Consider the following 18,159-nt stretch of genomic DNA (forward strand, 5'->3'; position numbering starts at 1 on the left):
GGTCTACCGCCGCCCGCCCTCCACCCGGAAGGTACGGCAGGGCAGACTCACCGTCCGGCGGGGCAGCGTGGGGGGCCTGCGCGGGCGGTCCGGACCGGGCCGGTGACGCGCTACGGCGGCGGGTCGCCGCCCCCGGGCGAATCCGCTGGCCCGGGGCACCGCAGGACAGCGACACTGGGCCGGTGAACACCCCTCTGCCGGTGCCCGGCCCGCCGCCGGTCCCGGACCCGCGCACCCGGGACACCGCTCTCGACCCCGCGGGCACGCACACCCCGCGTCCGGCCGCCGGCACACCCCTGTCGGAGCCGATCGAGCGGGCAACCGGTGCCGGGCGCGATGCCGGGCGCGTCGGGGCCGCACCCACCACGGAGCCCGACCGCGACCGGGTGCCCGAGGAGCGGCTCGCCAGGCTGTGGAAGGACCACCGGCGCGCGCCGTACCCCGACGGCTTCCGCGGAGTGAACATCGGGGGCGTGGAGCTGATCCTCCTGGACGCCGACGTCGCCGGCCTCGTCCGGAGCGAGCTGGACGGCGGACTCGGCGGCGCGGGCATCGCCGGCCTGTGGGCGTGCATCGCCGACCTCGACACGGCCCTGCCCCTGATCGACGAACCGTACTGCCTCGACTACTTCACGAGACTGCGCACGATGGCCCGGCTCGCGGCGGCACGCCACCTCCCCACGGCGACCTGATCACCGGGGTCGAGAAGGCCGACGGAGCGTCCGACCGAGCCCTCGCACCGGCCGGCGCATACGCCACCAGGGTGACACCTGGGCCGCGCCCCGCACCGTCGCCACCACCTGGTGGTCGCGATCGCCTAGAGCAGTGGAGGCGGCGTCCGTTCGGGCGGTCCGCCCACGAGATGCCCTGGAGGCGGAGGTGACGGTGGAACGGCTCGGTCTGGTCGTGCACGGCGGCCGTGCGGAGGCCGCGGAGGCGGCCCATGTCGTGCGCGCGTGGTGCGCCGAACACGGTGTGCGGTGCACGGACATCGACGTCTGGCACGAGGGCGGGCGGCACAGTGCCCGCGAGGAAGTCGACGCGGCCGGCGATCCCGACCTCATCGTCACCCTGGGCGGAGACGGAACCTTCCTCCGCGGCGCACGGCTGGCGGCCCGCAACGACGCCCTGCTCCTGGGCGTCGACCTGGGCCGGGTCGGCTTCCTCACCGAGGTGCCGGCCTCCGCCGTGCATTCCGCGCTGGACTCGGTGCGCGAGGACCGGATCGACGTCGAGAGCCGGATGCTGCTCACCGTGCGCGCTTCCCGCCGCCTGGAGCTGCCGACCGATGTGGAAGCGCTGATGCGGTACGGCCGCGGGCCGCTGCTGCCGCCGCCCCAGGTACGCCCCGACTGCGAGGTGGACGCCGAGTGGGGCATCCCGCTGGACGTCATGGCGCTCAACGACGTCGTCCTGGAGAAGCTGTCCCGGGACCACCAGGTGTCGGTCGGCGTCTACGTCTCCGGCCGCCTCCTGGCTTCCTACTCCGCGGACGCGCTGCTGGTGGCCACCCCCACCGGTTCGACCGCGTACAGCTTCGCCGCCGGCGGTCCGGTCGTCTCGCCGCGCGCGAACGCGCTCGTCTTCTCGCCGGTCGCCCCCCACATGGCGTTCAACCGGTCCATCGTCACCGCCCCCGACGAGCCCATCGGACTGCGGGTGCTGGAACGGTCGGGGCAGGCCGCGGTCAGCATCGACGGCCAGCTGCGCGGCGTGCTCGACCCGGGCGACTGGATCGGCGTGTACGCCGCCCCGCGCCGGCTGCGGGCCGTACGGATCGGACCGATGGACTTCTACGGCCGTCTGCGCGAGCGCATGAACCTGACCGACGCCCCGGCCGCCGTCGCCGACGGAACCCCCGCACCACTCTGGTCGGTGACGACCCCACCCCCCGGAGACATGGCCCATCTCACCCTCCTCACGGCCCCGGCGGGCCCGTCCCCCGCACCGTGAGGGGACCGTTCGCCGCATCCTGACCCGCCCAGGGCCTGCGGCCGCTACGTGACCCGGTCGCGCCACGGTCGACGTGGGTGAGGCGTGGCACGGAGCCAGCCGCGGCCCGGGCGGCTCGTCCCAAGGGCGCAACCCCAGGTGCACCTCGATGGCGTTGCGTATCCAATGGACGGTGGGCGGCGGTTTCGCCGCGATCGTCCCCAGGAGTGCCATGAGTACGCCGCCCGAGCCGTCCCCGTCCGAACCACCCGACGGGGCGGCCCTCCCCATCCCGCCCCCACCCGGCCGGACGGGTGCCTCACGTGCCACGCGGTTCGCAGGGGGCGCGGCCTCCGCGGTGCTGCTGCGTCGGCGAGAGGCCCTGTGGAGAGCCGCACACCAGCATCAGCGGTGCTCGCGCCGATGACGGGACGGAGAACGACATGACGCAGGCATCGTGGAGTGAGTACAGGCCGGGGCAGCGGTTCCCGGGGGTGATCGGTCGGACGACCGAGGAGTCGAGTCCGGCGTGGCCGCGACCGGTGCGGGCGGCGGCGGGTGCTCCGAACGTGGTGTTCATCGTGTTCGACGACACCGGGTTCGGACAGCTGGGCTGCTACGGCGGCCCGATCGAGACGCCGAATCTGGACGCACTGGCCGCGGGTGGCCTGCTGTACAGCAACATGCACACCACCGCGCTGTGCTCGCCGTCGCGCTCCTGCATCATGACGGGCCGCAACCACCACGCCAACGGCATGGCGGCGATCACGGAGCTGGCCACCGGCTTCCCGGGCTACAACGGGCAGATCCCGTTCGAGAACGGGTTCCTGTCGGAGATGCTGCTGCAGCACGGCTACAACACGTACATGGTCGGCAAGTGGCACCTGATGCCCTCGGAACAGGAGTCGGCAGCGGGCCCGTACGACCGGTGGCCGCTGGGGAGGGGCTTCGAGCGGTTCTACGGGTTCCTGGGCGGGGATTCCAGCCAGTGGTACCCCGACCTGGTCCACGACAACCACCAGGTGGAGCCGCCGGCCACCCCGGAGGAGGGCTACCACCTGACGGAGGACCTGGTCGAACGCGCGATGTCGTTCATCGCCGACGCCAAGCAGGTCGCCCCGGACAAGCCGTTCTTCCTGAACCTGTGCCCCGGCGCGACGCATGCCCCGCACCACGTGCCCAAGGAGTGGGCGGACCGCTACCGGGGCCGGTTCGACGACGGCTGGGACGCCTACCGGGTGCGCACCTTCGCCCGGCAGAAGGAACTGGGCGTGGTGCCCGCGGACGCGGAGCTGTCGCCGCACGATCCGGACGTGCCCGCGTGGGAGTCGCTCACACCCGAGGCGCGCCGGCTGGCCGCGCGGATGATGGAGGTCTACGCGGGGTTCCTCTCCCACACCGACCACCACATCGGGCGGCTGCTGGAGTTCCTGAAGGAGACCGGCGAGTTCGACAACACGCTGATCATGGTGGTCTCCGACAACGGGGCGAGCGCCGAGGGCGGGGTGACCGGAACCACCAACGAGCTGCAGTTCTTCAACAACGCGCCCGAGACGTTGGAGGAGAGCCTGGCGCGGATCGAGGAGATCGGTGGCCCGGCCACGTTCAACCACTACCCATGGGGCTGGACGTGGGCGGGCAACACGCCGTTCAGGCGGTGGAAGCGGGAGACCTACCGCGGCGGCGTCAGCGACCCGTTCCTCGTCCACTGGCCCGCCGGCATCCAGGCCCGCGGTGAGGTCCGCGGCCAGTTCGCGCACATCATCGACATGGTCCCCACCGTCCTGGACGTGCTCGGGGTCGAACCGCCCGCGACCATTCGGGGGGTCACCCAGTCGCCCCTGCACGGGGTCAGCTTCGCCCACACCTTCGACGACGCCACCGCGGCGAGTCGCCACCGCACCCAGTACTACGAGATGCTCGGGCATCGGGCGATCGACCACGACGGGTGGCGGGCGGTCTGCCCCTGGCCCGGGCCCTCCTTCGAGGAGGCCGAGCGGCCGTTCGGCACTCCGATCACGATGGCGGACCTCGACGACCTCGACGCCCAGCACTGGGAGCTGTACCACGTCGACGAGGACATCGCCGAGACCAGGAACCTCGCCCAGGAGCAGCGCGGCAAACTGATCGAGATGATCGCGCTGTGGTACGTGGAGGCGGGCAGGTACAACGTGATGCCGATCGACGGCAGCGTCCTGCAACGCATCATGACCGAGCGCCCGCAGATCACCGAGGCCCGCACCAGCTACACCTTCCGTCCCGGCACGCAGACCCTGCCGGCCGCGGTCGCGCCGCGGGTCCTCAACCGCCCGCACAGCGTCACCGCCGACGTCGAGATCCCGCCCGGCGGCGCGCAGGGCGTCCTGCTCTGCCAGGGCACCAACGCCGGCGGCTGGTCCCTCTATCTCAAGGACGGCCACCTCCACTACGCCCACAACTACGTCCAGCGGACCCTGCACCACGTGGCCTCCGCCGAGAGCGTGCCCGAGGGGCGGCACACCCTGCGCTTCGAGTTCGAGCCCACCGGCGCCCCGGACATCGCCCTCGGCAAGGGCGCACCCGGCCGGGCCCAGCTGTACATCGACGGGCGCCTCGTCGGCGAGACCGATATGCCGGTCACCACCCCGATCGCCTTCAACCCCGGTGGCATGGCCTGCGGCGCCAACCCCGGATCGGCCATCACCCCCGACTACCGGGCACCGTTCCGCTTCACCGGCACCCTCCACGGCGTCACCGTCGACCTGTCCGGCGACCTCATCGTCGACGCCCCCAGCGAGATGCGCATGCACATGGCCCGCCAGTAGGCGGCCTCCCCGAAGCCGGGCCGGCCATCGGCACGTCCGCGTGCGGCCAGGTTCGGGCCCGGCATTGGGTGGTGCCGGGCCCGAACAGCTTCAACGAACGATCGTCTGTCGAAGACCGCCGGCCGGGCCGCCTGAACACCCCGAGCTCAAGGCCTGCCACGCGTTGCTCACCGCCGGCGCCACCCTGGTGGTGCCCGCGCTCGACCGCTACGGCTGCTCGCCGAAGGACTTGGCGCACCACGTCCCAGGGCAGCTCAGCTCAGGTTGACTGCTACCGCCAGAACCGGTCCGATCCTCCCCGTAGCCGGTACGCCGCAGGTCAGCGCCCCCTCCCCCGCGCCTTCAGCGGCACCGAGGGCAGTTCCGGCGCCGGCAGGGGTGCCCCCGCGTAGCCCTCGACCTCTCCGAAGCGGGGGCCGCCCAGCTCGGCCATCCAGTCCTCGCGGGCCCGTGCCACCTCCTCGTGGCTGCGCCCGATGAAGTTCCACCACATCACGATCTCCTCCTCGAACGGCGGGCCGCCGAGGAGGACCGTGCGGGCCGGGGTGTCCGAGGGGTTGGCCAGGGTGAGGTGGTCGGGGCCGGGGGCCGCGTAGCCGAGTTCCGCGGGTTTCAGGGGGGTGCCGGACAGGGTGACGTCTCCCGTGTCGACCAGCAGGCCGTGTTCGAAGCCGGGGTCGACGGGGAGGGTGAGCGCCGTGCCCGGGGGCAGCAGGATCTCCGCGCCCAGGAGCGGGGTGAAGGTGCGCACCGGGGAGGTGCGGCCCGCCAACGTGCCCAGGAAGACGCGGAGTTCGGCGCCGTCGAGGTGGAGCGGGGCCGGCTCGTGGTGCTGGAAGTCCCGCGGGGCGTCGCGGTGTTCGCCGGGGAGGGCGACCCAGAGCTGGACGCCGTGGAGGATCGTGGTGCGCGGGGTGGAGACCTCCGTGTGGGCGATGCCGTGGCCGCCGGTCATGAGGTTCAGTTCGCCGGGGCGGACGAAGGCATGGCTGCCCAGGCTGTCCCGGTGCTCGATCTCCCCGCTGAACAGCCAGCTCACCGTCTGGAGGCCGGTGTGGGGGTGCGGGGCGACGTCCATGCCGCCGGTCTCGGCGACGTCGTCGGGGCCGTAGTGGTCGGCGAAGCACCATGCGCCGATCAGGCTGCGCGTACGCTGCGGCAGCGTACGGCGTACGGTCATCGCTCGGGGGCCGCCCAGCGGTACGTCACGCGGGGTGAGGACCTCCACCTTGTTCACGTGCGACACCTCTCGTTCCAGTGGTTGGATATTCAACTATGACTCGACGGATCTTCATCGACAAGCAGAGCCCCAAGGCGTACCACGCGCTGGTCCAGACATCCGAGGCCGTGCGGGCCACCGCCGCCGACGCCGGACTGGAACGCACCCTCGTGGAGCTGGTCAACCTGCGCGTCTCACAGCTCAACGGCTGCGCGTTCTGCCTGGACGTGCACACCAAGGCCGCCCTACGCGCGGGCGAGACGACCCGGCGGCTCGGGGTGCTGGCGGCCTGGCGGGACACCGCCCTGTTCACCCCGCTGGAGCGCGCGGCCCTGGCCCTGGCGGAGGCGACCACCACCCCCTCCGACACGGCCGCCCAGGAGACCGCCTACGCCGCCGCCCGGGAGGCCGCCCTCACCGACGACCAGATCTCCGCCGTGATCTGGGTGGCGGTCACCATCAACGCCTTCAACCGGGTCTCCGTGCTGAGCGGGCATCCCGTGCACTAGGTGTCGTACGACTCCATCGCCCGGTGGCACGTGGGGTACGTGGGGTACGTGGGGTACGTGGGGTACGTGGGGTACGTGGGGTACGTGGGGTACGTGGGGATCATGTGCCGCAGCCGCCCCTCAACCCGCCACTCGAACCGGGCCGGAGCCTCCATGTCGCCATCAAGGGCTTGGGTCGGCCTGAACGTGGCCGTCCACGCCGGAGGTCCCGGTGGAGGTCCCGCCCGGCGTGCCGGTGGTGATGAGATCGCCGGGTTGCAGAGCGGGCGCCCACGTCGGCATGAGGCAGGAGCGTGAGGTGCTTCTTGTCGACGCGGGCGGCAGTGGTGCGGTCACGTGTGATGCGGATCGTGATGAGCCTCATCGGTGTTGTCGCGGCACGACCGAGCCGGCGGAGTTGGCACGGCGAGGGTGGATCAGTGGCTGCGAGGCGCGTACATGATCACGGCCATTCCGGCGAGGCAGACCAGGGCGCCGATGACGTCCCAGCGGTCCGGACGGTAGCCGTCGGCGATCATGCCCCAGGCGATCGACCCGGCGACGAAGATGCCACCGTAGGCGGCGAGGATGCGGCCGAAGTTGTCGTCGTTCTGCCAGGTGGCCACGACCCCGTACAACCCCAGTGCGATCACGCCCGCGCCGACCCAGATCCAGCCCCTGTGTTCCCGGATGCCTTGCCATACCAGCCAGGCCCCGCCGATCTCGAACAAGGCAGCGACGACGAACAGGGCAAGGGAACGAGCGACGACCATGAGCGTGGAGACTACCGATCGCCGAGGTTCGTGATCTTGAGCGGGTGGGATCCGTCCCCGCACCCGCAGCCGGCGCCGTCATCGGTCGAGAGGGCGCAGGAGCAGGAACGGCGCCGCTGGACGGCCCACCAGGTCACCCCGGCGAGGGCGGCCGAGGCGATGGCCACAGCGGGAAGCCGGCCCACGACCACGGAGGCCCCCGCGCCCACCATGCCCGCGGTGATCAGCACCGGCAGTAGGCAGCACGCCAGGGGCCGTCGACGCCCTCGGGGAAGCCGGGGAAGTTCTCGGCCTCGGTGGTCGTGGTGAGGGACCCGCCGACGAAGATCGAGCCGCCGAAGACGAGCGGCTGGAGTTGGGCGCGGGCGGTGTGGAGGGCGGCGGTGTACCCGGCGGGGCCGGAACCGATGACGATGACCTCGCGTCTGCCGTTGTCCGACACGGACGTCACGCCTCCTGCTTGGCGTCGATCTCGGCGATCAGGGCCTCGATGCGGGTCTTGATCTCGTCGCGGATCGGACGGACGGACTCGACGCCCTTGCCGGCCGGGTCCTCCAGGGCCCAGTCGAGGTACTTCTTGCCGGGGAAGATCGGGCAGGCGTCGCCGCAGCCCATGGTGATGACGTAGTCGGACGCCTGGACGGCCTCGGTGGTCAGGACCTTCGGCTTGGCGTCGGCGATGTCGACGCCGACCTCCTTCATCGCCTCGACGGCCGCCGGGTTGACCTGGTCGCCGGGGATGGAGCCGGCGGAGCGGACCTCGATCCGGTCTCCCGCGAGGTGGGAGAGGAAGCCGGCGGCCATCTGCGAGCGGCCTGCGTTGTGGACGCAGACGAACAGCACGGAGGCGAGCGGGCTGGAGGACATCGGTTCTTCCTTCGTCAGTGGATCGACATGCTTGTACGGCGGTCGGGTTCAGGTGCTCGGCGGAAAGGCCGGCAGCTCGGTGATGTGGGCGTCGATCTCGTCGCGGATGCCGCGCACGTCGGCGATCGGGGCGCCCTCGATGTGGGCGAGCGCGTCGAGTCGCTCGGCGGCCAGGTGCTCGGCCGGCACGACCAGGTGGGTGCGGACGCGGGCGTGTTCGGCGAGGCGTTCGTAGGAGTCGGTGACCAGGCCCTGGATGGCCTCGGCGGCGAAGCGCCCGCGACAGCGCAGGGCCAGGCGGGCGATGCCGGACGCGAGACGTTCGTCGGGCAGGAGCGGGGGCGGGGATGCGGTCATGGGATCGCCCTTCGGGGCATGGGTCCCCACAGGGTATGGGGATGCGGGTCCCAAGGATCAACCCAGGCTGGTATCAGCCCGGAGTGATGTGAGAGTATCAGCCCATGATGATGTCAGTCGACACTGATCTGATGCGGGTTCTGGCCGACCCGCTCCGGCTCCAGATCGTCACCCTGCTCGCCGAGGAGACGTTGTGCAGCACGCACCTGATCGAGGAGACGGGGGCCAGACAGACCAACCTCTCCAACCATCTGAAGGTGCTGCGCGAGGCCGGGGTCGTCGAAACGGAGCCGTGCGGCCGGTTCACCTACTACCGGCTCAAGCCCGACGTCATCGCCTCCCTCGCGGGCCAGTTCGCCGACCTGGCGGAGACCGCGCGCGCCACCGCCGAGAACAACGTCAAGCGGTCCTGCCCCTGACCTGGCGCCCGTCGCCGCCCGCACCCCCGAGGAGTCCCTTTGACCACGACCGAGGCCGCCGAGCAGGACCGAGCCGGGGAGTCCGACATAGCCCCCGACGGGTCCGGGCGCGGACCGCAGCCGGCCCCGGGTGCCACTCCGCCCCGCACCCCACTGACCGCCAGGGCCACGGCCGAGTTCATCGGCACCGCCCTGCTCGTCGCCGTCGTGATCGGCTCCGGCATCCAGGCCACGGAGCTGACCCACGACGTCGGCGTGCAGCTGCTGGCCAACTCGATCGCCACGGTCTTCGGCCTCGGCATCCTCATCCTGCTGCTCGGGCCGGTCTCGGGCGCCCACTTCAACCCCGTGGTCACACTGGCCGAGTGGTGGACCGCACGACGCGGGGGCGACGGCGTCACGGCCCGCGAAGTCGCCGTCTACGTCCCTGCTCAGGTCATCGGTGCCGTCGCCGGTGCGATCCTGGCCGACGCGATGTTCGCCAAGCCGTTGGTGGAGTGGTCCACTCACGACCGCTCGGCCGGACACCTCCTGCTGGGCGAGGTGGTGGCCACCGCCGGCCTCGTCCTGCTGATCTTCGGCCTGGCGCGCACCGACCGGCTTCGCTTCGCCCCCGTCGCGGTCGCCTCGTACATCGGCGCCGCGTACTGGTTCACCTCGTCCACGTCCTTCGCCAACCCGGCCGTGACGGTCGGACGCGCCTTCAGCGACACGTTCGCAGGTATCGCCCCCGCCTCGGTCCCGGGGTTCATCGGCGCCCAGCTTGTCGGTGGAGTGATCGGCTTGGCGCTGGTGACGCTGATCTTCCACCAGGTCCGGTCTGCCGAATAGCCCATTCGGCACAAGAAATGACGACCGGCGGCGACCTATCCAGGCTCGCCGCCGGTGCCGCGTCCGGCGAGACGCTCAACCCGCGATCTTCAGCATCTGCCCCATCGCGGCCACCACCGACGGCTCCACCCGGTAGTACACCCACGTGCCGCGCCGCTCGGAGGTGAGCAGGCCGGCCTCCTTGAGCTTCTTCAGGTGGTGGGACACGGTCGGCTGGGAGACTCCGACGTCGGAGATGTCGCACACGCACGCCTCGCCGCCCTCGTGCGAAGCGACCAGCGAGAACAGGCGCAGTCGCACCGGGTCGCCGAGCGCCTTGAACATCGCGGCGGTCCGCTCGGCCTCCTCGGCCGTCAGCGGGCGCTCCGTGAGCGGCGGGCAGCACGGCACAACACCCTCGGCGACCTCGGGCTCCAGAAGCGGCAACGCCTTGATATTCGACATGCATCTATGTTGACACATGTCTAACCAGGCGGCCGAGAGCCCCTCGGTCGCGCGCGGGGGCAGCGACCGGCAGCCACTGAAGCTTGCACCCCGAGGTCGAGCCGGGCCGTCCCGCCTCGAGTCGTGATGCGACTGCGCGGCATCCGAACGACTTCACGGTTTCGATAGGTGTCTATGTTGACGCTCATCGATACAGGTGCCATCCTTGGCTGCGCAAGCCATCGACAAACGTCGAAACAAGCAAGGAGTCGCCGTGAACGCGCCTGCCCTTACCGAGCTGCCCGTGGTCGTCGTCGGAGCCGGTCCCGCCGGCCTTGCCGCCGCCGCTCACCTCGTCGACCAGGGCCTGGAACCCCTGGTCCTGGAAGCCGGACCGGTCGCCGGCGCGGCGGTGCGCGAGTGGGCCCACGTGAAGCTGTTCTCCACCTGGGGCGAGGTGGTCGACCCGACCGCAGAGAAGCTGCTCGCTCCGACCGGTTGGACACGGCCCGACCCGGCGACGTACCCGTCCGGTGGCGACTGGGCGGCGCAGTACCTGGAGCCGCTCGCCGACGTCCTCGGGGAGCGTGTCCGCTTCGGCGCGACGGTGACCGGCGTCTCCCGGACCGGTCGGGATCGCATCGTCGACGCGGACCGCGAGACCCAGCCCTTCGTCGTGCACGTCGAGTACGCCGACGGCCGCGAGGAGCGGATCTTCGCCCGCGCGGTGATCGATGCCTCCGGTACGTGGACCGCGCCTTCCCCGGCCGGTGCCAGCGGGCTTCCCGCGCTCGGTGAGAAGGCGGCGGCCGACCGCGTCACCTACCAGGTCCCTGATCTGAAGGACCCCGCCGTCCGGGCCCGCCACGCTGGCAAGCGCACGGCGGTCATCGGCTCCGGAGCCTCCGCCTTCACCGCACTCGCCTACCTGGCCGACCTCGCCAAGTCCGAGGACGGCCAGGACACGAAGGCGGTGTGGATCCTGCGCCGTGGGATTTCCGGCTCCACGTTCGGCGGCGGTACCGCCGACCAGCTGCCCGCCCGTGGTGCCCTGGGCCTGGCGGCGAAGGCCGCGGTGGACGACGGTTACGCCGACGCGGTCACGGGTTTCCGCACCGAGGCCATCGAGCGCGAGGACAGCGGCCGCGTGGTCCTGGTCGCCGAGGACGGCCGCCGGCTGGAGCCCGTGGACGAGGTGATCGTGCTGACCGGGTTCCGCCCGGACCTGTCCTTCCTGTCCGAGGTCCGCCTGAACCTCGACGAACGCCTCCAGGCCCCGGTCGACCTCGCCCCGCTGATCGACCCCAACCAGCACTCGTGCGGCACCGTCTACCCGCACGGCCACCGCGAGCTGTCCCACCCCGAACAGGGCGTCTACCTGGTCGGAATGAAGTCCTACGGCCGTGCCCCGACGTTCCTCGCGATGACCGGCTACGAGCAGGTCCGGTCCGTCGCCGCCGCGATCGCCGGCGACATCGAGTCCGCCGACCGCGTGGAACTCACCCTGCCCGAGACCGGTGTGTGCGGCGGCGCCGGACTGTTCGACACCCCCGAGGCCGACCAGGACGCAGGAGGCTGCTGCGCGCCCGCACCCGCTCTGGTCCAGATCGGTGCCGTCCCGGCCGCCGAGCCGGACGAGCAGCGCCAGGCCGGCGGCTGCTGCGGCTCGTGACCGATCTCCACGCCCGCGCTGACGGGGCCGCGACCGGAGCAGGGGACCGGTCGCGGCCCCGCGCCGCGCTGCCCGCGCTCTGCGCCACGCAGATCACGAGCTGGGGCATCGTCTACTACGCGTTCCCGGTGCTGAACCCGGAGATCACCGCCCGGACCGGATGGTCCGCGAGCGCGACCACCGCGGCGTTCTCCCTGGCCCTGATCGTCTCCGCCCTCGCAGGCATCCGCGTGGGGCGCATCCTCGACCAACGTGGCCCACGTCTGGTCATGACCGCAGGGTCTGTCCTGGGCGCACTGAGTCTGGTGACCGTGGCCACCGCCCCCAACCTCGCGATCTTCTACGCCGGTTGGACCCTGGCCGGGCTTGCCATGGCCTCCACGTTCTACCAGCCCGCTTTCGCCGCACTCACCCGCTGGTGGGCACCGGACCACGTCCGCGCACTGACGATCGTCACTCTGGCCGGGGGCCTGGCCTCTACCGTCTTCGCGCCCTTGACGGCCGTTCTCGCCGACCATGTCGGCTGGCGCAACACCTATCTCCTCCTGGCCGCCGTCCTGGCGGCCGTCACGGTCCCGAGCCACGCGTTGGCGCTGCGCGGCACCTGGCCGAAGGCTCCACGCGCCTCCACCCACGGGGCCGTCGGCACCGAGGCAGTCGCGCGCAGCCGCACGTTCTGGCTGCTCGCCGCCGCGTTCACGCTCTCGGCATTCGCGATGTACGCCGTGGTCGTCGCCCTGGTCCCGCTGCTCCTCGATCGCGGCTACACCACGACTCAGGCTGCCTGGGCCCTCGGCCTCGGGGGCGCCGGCCAGACACTCGGCCGCACGCTCTACGCCACCCTTGCCCGCCGTACCGGAACCACCGCCCGAACGGTCATCCTCCTCGCGCTCGGTGGCGCCACGACAGCCGCGTTCGCGATCGTTCCGGGCCCGTACGCGATCCTGGTCGCCCTCTCCGTCACGGCCGGCATGGTCCGCGGGAACCTCACCCTGCTGCAAGCCACAGCCGTCACCGACCGATGGGGCATCACCCACTACGGCCGGCTGTCCGGGCTCCTCACGGCTCCCGCAAGCACAGCCGCGGCACTCGCACCGTTCGCGGGTGCCGCCCTCGCGGCACCCTTCGGCGGATACCCTCACCTGTTCGCAGCACTCGCGCTGGTCTCGGGCTTGGCCTCCCTCATCGCCGGCGCGACCACGCCCCGGCGGGCGTGCGGAAGTAACGGTTCCTGTTCGGAGCGTGCCCGTCGCCGGGCCGCTCCTCGGCCTCCTGCTGCTCCTTCTGGCGGAGCCGCAGTGCGGTCAGACAGATGTCCGGCAGCGGCAGACGGCTTCAGAGGCCTCCGTCTTGGCCGTGTCGGTGTGAAGCGGACGCCGGCGGACCCGCTGTAGCTGGTGGCGGATGTGCGGCTCCCCCGTGTCCAGGTTCACGTCGGACCAGGTGAGGCCGAGGACCTCTCCCTTGCGCAGGCCGAGGACGAGGATCGGGACGTGGGCCGGATACAGGTAGTCCCGCCAGATCCGCGCGTTCTCCAGGTAGGTGCATGCTTCGTCGACCGACCGAGGGTCGGGCCGCGTGCCCCGGGCCCGCTGGACCTTGACCCATCGGGCGACGTTCTTCGTCGGCAGCACTCCGGGAGCGGGGTCGAGGGTGGTGAGGGTGTCTCCCCGGGATGCCGACAGGGTTCACACAACGACCATGGGGAAAGGCGACTCATGAGCCACTAGGCTGCCGCGATGTCGCTGTGCGACACAGCAATTGGCCGAAGACGAACGGGGGAAGCGCCATGGCAAGCGGGGGATGGGGGCCGGGCCCAACATCGGGACAACCCGGCGGCAACGGACCGGGAGGCCGGGGCTGGGGCCCTCCCGGGCCGCCGCCCCACAACCCCTACGGGCAACCGCCTGCCGGCGATCCCTACGGTCCTCCCGCGCCGCATCCGTATCCACCTCAGAACCCGTACCCCTACGGCCGGCCGGCCCCGGCGCCCGTTCGCCCGCAGCGACGCCGCAGCCGCCTGTGGTACCTCTCCGTCCCGTTCCTCGTCGGCCTCGTCCTCCGCTCGGCGCACCGCGTCGCCACCCGCCTCTTCGTGCAGGAGGGCGACGGCCGGATCGAGGACCGCATCGTGGACCGCGTCCAGGTGGCCCGCACGGTGCTCGGCGTCGTCGCCGCCCTCGCGCTGATCCTGGTCTATGGCGTGGATGCCGACCGCTGGGAGAACGCGGCGACCGAAGGCGTCGCCAACATGATCATCACCCCGGTTCTCCTGCTCTGCACCGGCCCGTTGGTCATCCTCGGCTTCATCTTCTACGCACCCTCACACCTGCGCCCACATCTGCGCTCCCGGCTCCGTGCACCGCTCAAGGCGGTCGGCTGGTACCTGCTGACGGTGCTCGTCATCGCCGGTGTCCTGTACACGACGGCCCAGGTCGCCGTCGGGGATCGGAAGGACTGGCTGGTCTATGTGATGCTCCTCTTGTCGCTGGCCGTGATGGTGTGGGGCTTTCCCTTCTTCTTCCTGGCGTCGCTGTACTCCGCCCGCAGTGCCTTCAACACCGCCCACGTCCACCCGATGCTGCCGCCCGTGCTCACCGGAGTGCTGGTGTGGGTACTCGTAGTCTTCAACCTGATCGACAGCGGCATGCCGGAGGGCCCGCCGGTCTTCCAGCTCTGCTCCCTGCTGGGCGGGCCTCTGTCGGTGACCGCCGTCTCGCTGTGGGAGCTGCGTCGGATGCGGACCCGGTTCGGGGTTACCGTCCGCGGCGGGGCCGGCCGCCTCCGGCTGAGCAATGCGTGAACTGGCGCTGCTCAGTGACACCGGTACGCCTCATCGCAGGTGAGAGGCGTATGGAGGTCTGTCTGGCACATGCCCTCCGGAGCCGTGCGCGCAGGTTCGAACGTTCCCGGTGCGCCCGGCCACCCATGATCAGTTGTGGCTGTGTAGCGGCTCAGCATGGGCCAGCCGCCAACCTCGTACCGTCACGTCTTCGAGCGCGGGGGACGGGCCGCGGCTCGTGCCTACCTGGTGACGAACCGGCGCGGGCTGCCGCCGGTCGACGCAACGCATCCAGCCATGGCGCAGGCAGAGCCCTGCCGCCCGTGCCGGCCGCGGCGAGAACACCGCATACGGAGTCGCGTGGCTCCTCGCTTCGGCACAGCGATCGGCGAATGAGCCGATCAGGCGGGCCAGGGCTCTGCCTCCCGGCGGCTCGTGGTGTGTTCAGGACGCGGTGCCGGCCATGCCGCCTCCGCCGGTGGCGATGCCGCCACTCGGCCTGGGTGTGGTGAAGGGGGGCGTGTCCTGCTGCCGGCACGTCGTCCCGGCCGGCGGGAGGATGCCGTCGATGAGGTAGCGGCTTTCGTGGGCTCGGATGCAGCTGCTGGGATTGAGCAGCGCGGTGTGCCCGACCCCGGTGAGGTTGAGCAGGCGGGCGTCTCCCAGTTCCCTGGCCATGGCTCGCGCGGCAGATCCGGGGGTGGAGGGGTCGTAGGCGTTGCCGATGACCAGAAGGGGATGCGCCGTCGGCTTGTTCCACGGGCCGCGGTAGTGGTCGGGGGAGAGCGGCCAGTAGGTACATCCTGCGGTGGCCCAGGTCCAGTGGCGTCCCGCCTCGCCCCCACTGGCGGCGGCGCCCTCCTCCAGAGCTTCGTAGAGACCGGGGTCACGCGGATTCGGGCTGTCGCCGCAGAGCACCGAGGTCGGCTGCTCCTCGCCCACGTACGGATTGGGATTCGGGATCGCCGGCGGGGGCGGGGGCGGGGACGGCTCGGGAACGCGGCCCTGCCACAGGTCCTGCAACCTACCCGCGAGATCCGTCCACCCGGGGTGGACGACGTACAGGCCGTTCATGATGCTGTCGACCGTGGCGGCATAGGTCCACGCGCCCACGGGATGCTTCCGCAGCCGCTGCATCAGCCGGTCGAACTTGTCCCGGGTCGCCGCGGGGCTGCCGGCGGAGAACGCACAGCGTGCGGTGGTCGTGGCCCCGCACAGGCTGAGGAACTTGTCCACGGTCGCCGCCCCGCTGCGGTCCGAGCCCAGGCGGAGGAAGCTCGTGAGGCGGGGGTGGTTGTCAAAACCGTGATTCGTCCAGGCCTGCGGGTCCCAGTTGCCGTCGAGGACCATGGCGCGGACCTTGTCGGGGAACAGGTTGGCGTACGTGGCGGCCAGGATCGTGCCGTAGGAGATCCCCAGGTACGTGAGCTGTGCGTCACCCACAGCCTGGCGGAGCCGGTCGAGGTCGCGGGCGGTGTCGGAGGTCGACACATGGCGCAGCAGCTCGGGGTCACGCTGCTCACAGCGCCGGGCCAGGTCCTTGTACGCGGCGAAAGTGGCCGTCCGCTCCTTCGCGCCGACGGGGAACCCGGCCGGTTTGCTCGCGTTCCACTCGGCGGCTTCCTCAGGACTCGTGAAGCAGTTCATGGCGGTGCTGTTGCCGATACCGCGGGGGTCCCAGCTGACTATGTCGAACCGCTCCCGCACTTCGCGCGGGAAGCTCTCGTAGTTCTGTGGCATCTGCACCGTTCCGGGGCCGCCGGGGCCGCCGGGGTTGAAGAAAAGGGTGCCGATGCGCCGCCCAGGGTCGGTCGCCGCACGTCTGACGACCGCCAGTTCGATCGTGCGACCACCTGGCTTGCTGTAGTCAAGGGGCACCTTCACGGTCGCGCAGTCGAACTCGCTCCCGGGAACGCACTGACTCCAGTCGATCCGTGCGACGGGCACGGAAGGTGTGGGTGCACCGCCTGCCCAGGCGGGGTTCGGCCCGCTGAGCACCGTCGAGCCGGCTACGAGAGCCGCGATGGCCGCGGTACGGCGTCGTCCGCTCCGTATGAAGCCACGTATTCGAGGCATGCACACTCCGTCCTACTCACTTGGCTGGCTGAGTGCCCGAGAACGCCCTGCTCCACGGACACATCCGTGTACACAACATCGCGGGACGACAGCGCGAGCGAGACAACCGCAGCCGAACGGGCGAGTCGGCTGCTGCGGCCGGTGGCAGCGCCCGCGTTGGCGGTGGGTGAAGGGCACGTGCGTGCGGTGGACCGCCCGCTGCCGTAGCTCCCGGGCGGCCGTCCGCCGCCCCGCCCTCACCCTCCGGCCAGCAGCGCCTCGCCGAGCGGGGTGAGCACGCGGCTGCCGTCGCGCACCGTCGTGATCAGGCCCGCCGCCCGCAGCACAGTGGCATGCTCGCCGACCGTGGCCACCGAAACCCCGGCACGCTCGGCGAGAGCTGTGGTCCGGCAGTACAGCAGCGAGGTACAGCAACCTCCGCGACCGCTGCCGACCGTGAGCCGCCCTCAACGGCCGACTGACCTGCCTACCAGCCCTCAATGACCTCCTGGCCGAAAGTTCGGGACGAAGAGGTCGTGCCAGACGCGTGCCAGATCGTACGGGGAACCGCGGGGAACACCGGGGAATCGAGGACCCCGTGACATGGCGTCGACGCCCTTCCGCCCCAGGTCAGTCCTTCGGCAAGCCCCAGATCACGCAGCTTCCCAAGCTGAGGGCCTTGGGCTGGCCCACCCCGAGGCATCCCGCGGCCCGGCCGGCACGGCTTGCTCACGGCGACGGCACAACGCCGACAACCAACCGCGGACGAGTAGGGACGTCTGCGGACCACCAGCGCAGGTGAGAAGGAGACCAGCCCAAGGCAGAGCCCCCGCCCAAGTTGCTTCGGGATGAAGAGGTCGTTGGTCAAATCCCGCCACGCTGACTCAGAAGTGCAAGGTCAGAGCCACTTGGACCGCGAGATCACCTTCTGCAGTAGAGGCTGTCGAGCGGCTACGCTAGGCGCTCGATGCCAGGGCAGCGTCTGCCGGGGAGCGAGCTGCAAGGTGGCGACAATCTTGGGGGCGGAGTGCAGCCGGACAATGGCCTGGGCGTTGGTCTCAGCCCAAGGGAGGCGGCCGCCCTCCTGTTGGACAAGATTCGTCAGGGCAACGGCTACGCCCGCGGCAAGAAAAGGCGGTTCGGTCGAAGTGCCTCCGCCACCAAGGTGGCGACACTTGTACTGTCCGCTGCGTCCACCGTCATCCTGGGCTTGCAGAATCTCAACGCGTGGGCTGGTCTGGCCTTGGCGTGTGTGGCGCTGGTGACGTTGCTAGGAGCCGTCGAACCGTTCTTCAACTGGCGCTCCCGGTGGGTCCTGATGGAGGAAGCGCAGTACCGGTTCCAGCGGCTTGCCGATGACCTCGAATACCTCGTGGCATCGACAGCCGCCGACGAGCTCACGTTCGATCAGCTGGACGAGATCTTTAGCCGGTATCAGGCGATCTGGGGCGACCTAAGCCGCACCTGGCTGGAGCATCGTCGGGTGTCGGCGACGCTTGAAATGTGAGCCGATTCCGGCGGGTGAAAAATGACCCCC

Annotated in this window: 17 protein-coding genes and 1 pseudogene; 10 read left to right on the forward strand and 8 right to left on the reverse strand. The window is 70.9% G+C overall.

Annotated features, from left to right (window positions below):
• Positions 1-182 precede the first annotated feature (182 nt).
• From IE275_RS40305 to IE275_RS40315, 3 genes are all read left to right on the forward strand, one after another.
• Complete coding sequence (locus tag IE275_RS40305; protein WP_189717673.1) at positions 183-692, forward strand: hypothetical protein; 510 nt, start codon at positions 183-185, stop codon at positions 690-692.
• 187 nt (positions 693-879) lie between these two features.
• A complete protein-coding gene (locus IE275_RS40310; RefSeq protein ID WP_189717674.1) occupies positions 880-1,953 on the forward strand; it encodes an NAD(+)/NADH kinase in 1,074 nt (357 codons plus the stop codon).
• Positions 1,954-2,501: 548 nt separating this feature from the next.
• Positions 2,502-4,736: an arylsulfatase gene (locus IE275_RS40315; RefSeq protein ID WP_229871087.1), complete on the forward strand. Its 2,235-nt coding sequence runs from the start codon at positions 2,502-2,504 to the stop codon at positions 4,734-4,736.
• 319 nt (positions 4,737-5,055) lie between these two features.
• Here the strand turns inward: IE275_RS40315 and IE275_RS40320 are convergent, their stop codons facing one another.
• Positions 5,056-5,916, reverse strand: coding sequence for a pirin family protein (locus IE275_RS40320; RefSeq protein ID WP_189717690.1), 861 nt, complete (start codon positions 5,914-5,916; stop codon positions 5,056-5,058).
• Between the two features lie 95 nt (positions 5,917-6,011).
• On the opposite strand from IE275_RS40320, the gene IE275_RS40325 reads away from it, so the two are divergent.
• Entirely contained in the window at positions 6,012-6,464 is a 453-nt protein-coding gene (locus tag IE275_RS40325) for a carboxymuconolactone decarboxylase family protein (RefSeq protein WP_189717676.1), read from the forward strand.
• Between the two features lie 416 nt (positions 6,465-6,880).
• On the opposite strand, the gene IE275_RS40330 is transcribed toward IE275_RS40325, so the two are convergent.
• The 5 genes and pseudogenes from IE275_RS40330 to IE275_RS40350 form a co-directional block, all read right to left on the reverse strand.
• On the reverse strand, positions 6,881-7,216 hold the full coding sequence (locus tag IE275_RS40330; protein WP_189717677.1) for a YnfA family protein: 336 nt from the start codon (positions 7,214-7,216) through the stop codon (positions 6,881-6,883).
• Between the two features lie 11 nt (positions 7,217-7,227).
• Positions 7,228-7,446: a hypothetical protein gene (locus IE275_RS40335; protein ID WP_189717678.1), complete on the reverse strand. Its 219-nt coding sequence runs from the start codon at positions 7,444-7,446 to the stop codon at positions 7,228-7,230.
• Between the two features lie 20 nt (positions 7,447-7,466).
• Positions 7,467-7,658 (reverse strand): annotated as a pseudogene (locus tag IE275_RS40340) (FAD-dependent oxidoreductase); the annotation flags it as partial.
• Between the two features lie 5 nt (positions 7,659-7,663).
• Positions 7,664-8,083, reverse strand: a complete 420-nt coding sequence (locus IE275_RS40345; RefSeq protein WP_171395532.1) for an arsenate reductase ArsC — start codon at positions 8,081-8,083, stop codon at positions 7,664-7,666.
• A gap of 48 nt (positions 8,084-8,131) precedes the next feature.
• Entirely contained in the window at positions 8,132-8,440 is a 309-nt protein-coding gene (locus tag IE275_RS40350; protein WP_189717679.1) for a three-helix bundle dimerization domain-containing protein, read from the reverse strand.
• Between the two features lie 104 nt (positions 8,441-8,544).
• Between IE275_RS40350 and IE275_RS40355 the strand changes: the two genes are divergently transcribed.
• Both IE275_RS40355 and IE275_RS40360 read left to right on the forward strand, forming a co-directional pair.
• Positions 8,545-8,859, forward strand: a complete 315-nt coding sequence (locus IE275_RS40355; RefSeq protein ID WP_189717680.1) for an ArsR/SmtB family transcription factor — start codon at positions 8,545-8,547, stop codon at positions 8,857-8,859.
• A 39-nt stretch (positions 8,860-8,898) separates the two neighbouring features.
• Positions 8,899-9,690, forward strand: a complete 792-nt coding sequence (locus IE275_RS40360) for an aquaporin (protein WP_373299376.1) — start codon at positions 8,899-8,901, stop codon at positions 9,688-9,690.
• Between the two features lie 75 nt (positions 9,691-9,765).
• Here IE275_RS40360 and IE275_RS40365 read toward each other — a convergent pair whose 3' ends face one another.
• Positions 9,766-10,134: an ArsR/SmtB family transcription factor gene (locus tag IE275_RS40365; protein ID WP_189717681.1), complete on the reverse strand. Its 369-nt coding sequence runs from the start codon at positions 10,132-10,134 to the stop codon at positions 9,766-9,768.
• 253 nt (positions 10,135-10,387) lie between these two features.
• On the opposite strand from IE275_RS40365, the gene IE275_RS40370 reads away from it, so the two are divergent.
• The 3 genes from IE275_RS40370 (at position 10,388) to IE275_RS40380 (ending at position 14,588) form a co-directional block, all read left to right on the forward strand.
• Complete coding sequence (locus IE275_RS40370; protein WP_189717682.1) at positions 10,388-11,785, forward strand: NAD(P)-binding domain-containing protein; 1,398 nt, start codon at positions 10,388-10,390, stop codon at positions 11,783-11,785.
• Positions 11,782-13,179 carry an MFS transporter gene (locus tag IE275_RS40375; protein ID WP_229871088.1) on the forward strand — a complete coding sequence of 466 codons (1,398 nt, stop codon included), beginning with the start codon at positions 11,782-11,784 and terminating at the stop codon, positions 13,177-13,179. Before IE275_RS40370 ends, IE275_RS40375 begins: the two co-directional genes overlap by 4 nt.
• A gap of 701 nt (positions 13,180-13,880) precedes the next feature.
• Positions 13,881-14,588: a hypothetical protein gene (locus IE275_RS40380; protein ID WP_229871089.1), complete on the forward strand. Its 708-nt coding sequence runs from the start codon at positions 13,881-13,883 to the stop codon at positions 14,586-14,588.
• Positions 14,589-15,011: 423 nt separating this feature from the next.
• Here IE275_RS40380 and IE275_RS40385 read toward each other — a convergent pair whose 3' ends face one another.
• A complete protein-coding gene (locus IE275_RS40385) occupies positions 15,012-16,451 on the reverse strand; it encodes an alpha/beta hydrolase (protein WP_229871091.1) in 1,440 nt (479 codons plus the stop codon).
• Between the two features lie 1,138 nt (positions 16,452-17,589).
• Between IE275_RS40385 and IE275_RS40390 the strand changes: the two genes are divergently transcribed.
• On the forward strand, positions 17,590-18,129 hold the full coding sequence (locus IE275_RS40390; RefSeq protein ID WP_229871092.1) for an SLATT domain-containing protein: 540 nt from the start codon (positions 17,590-17,592) through the stop codon (positions 18,127-18,129).
• Positions 18,130-18,159: the final 30 nt, after the last annotated feature.

This window comes from Streptomyces phaeofaciens (assembly GCF_014648915.1).
GTDB classification, from domain to species: domain Bacteria; phylum Actinomycetota; class Actinomycetes; order Streptomycetales; family Streptomycetaceae; genus Streptomyces; species Streptomyces phaeofaciens.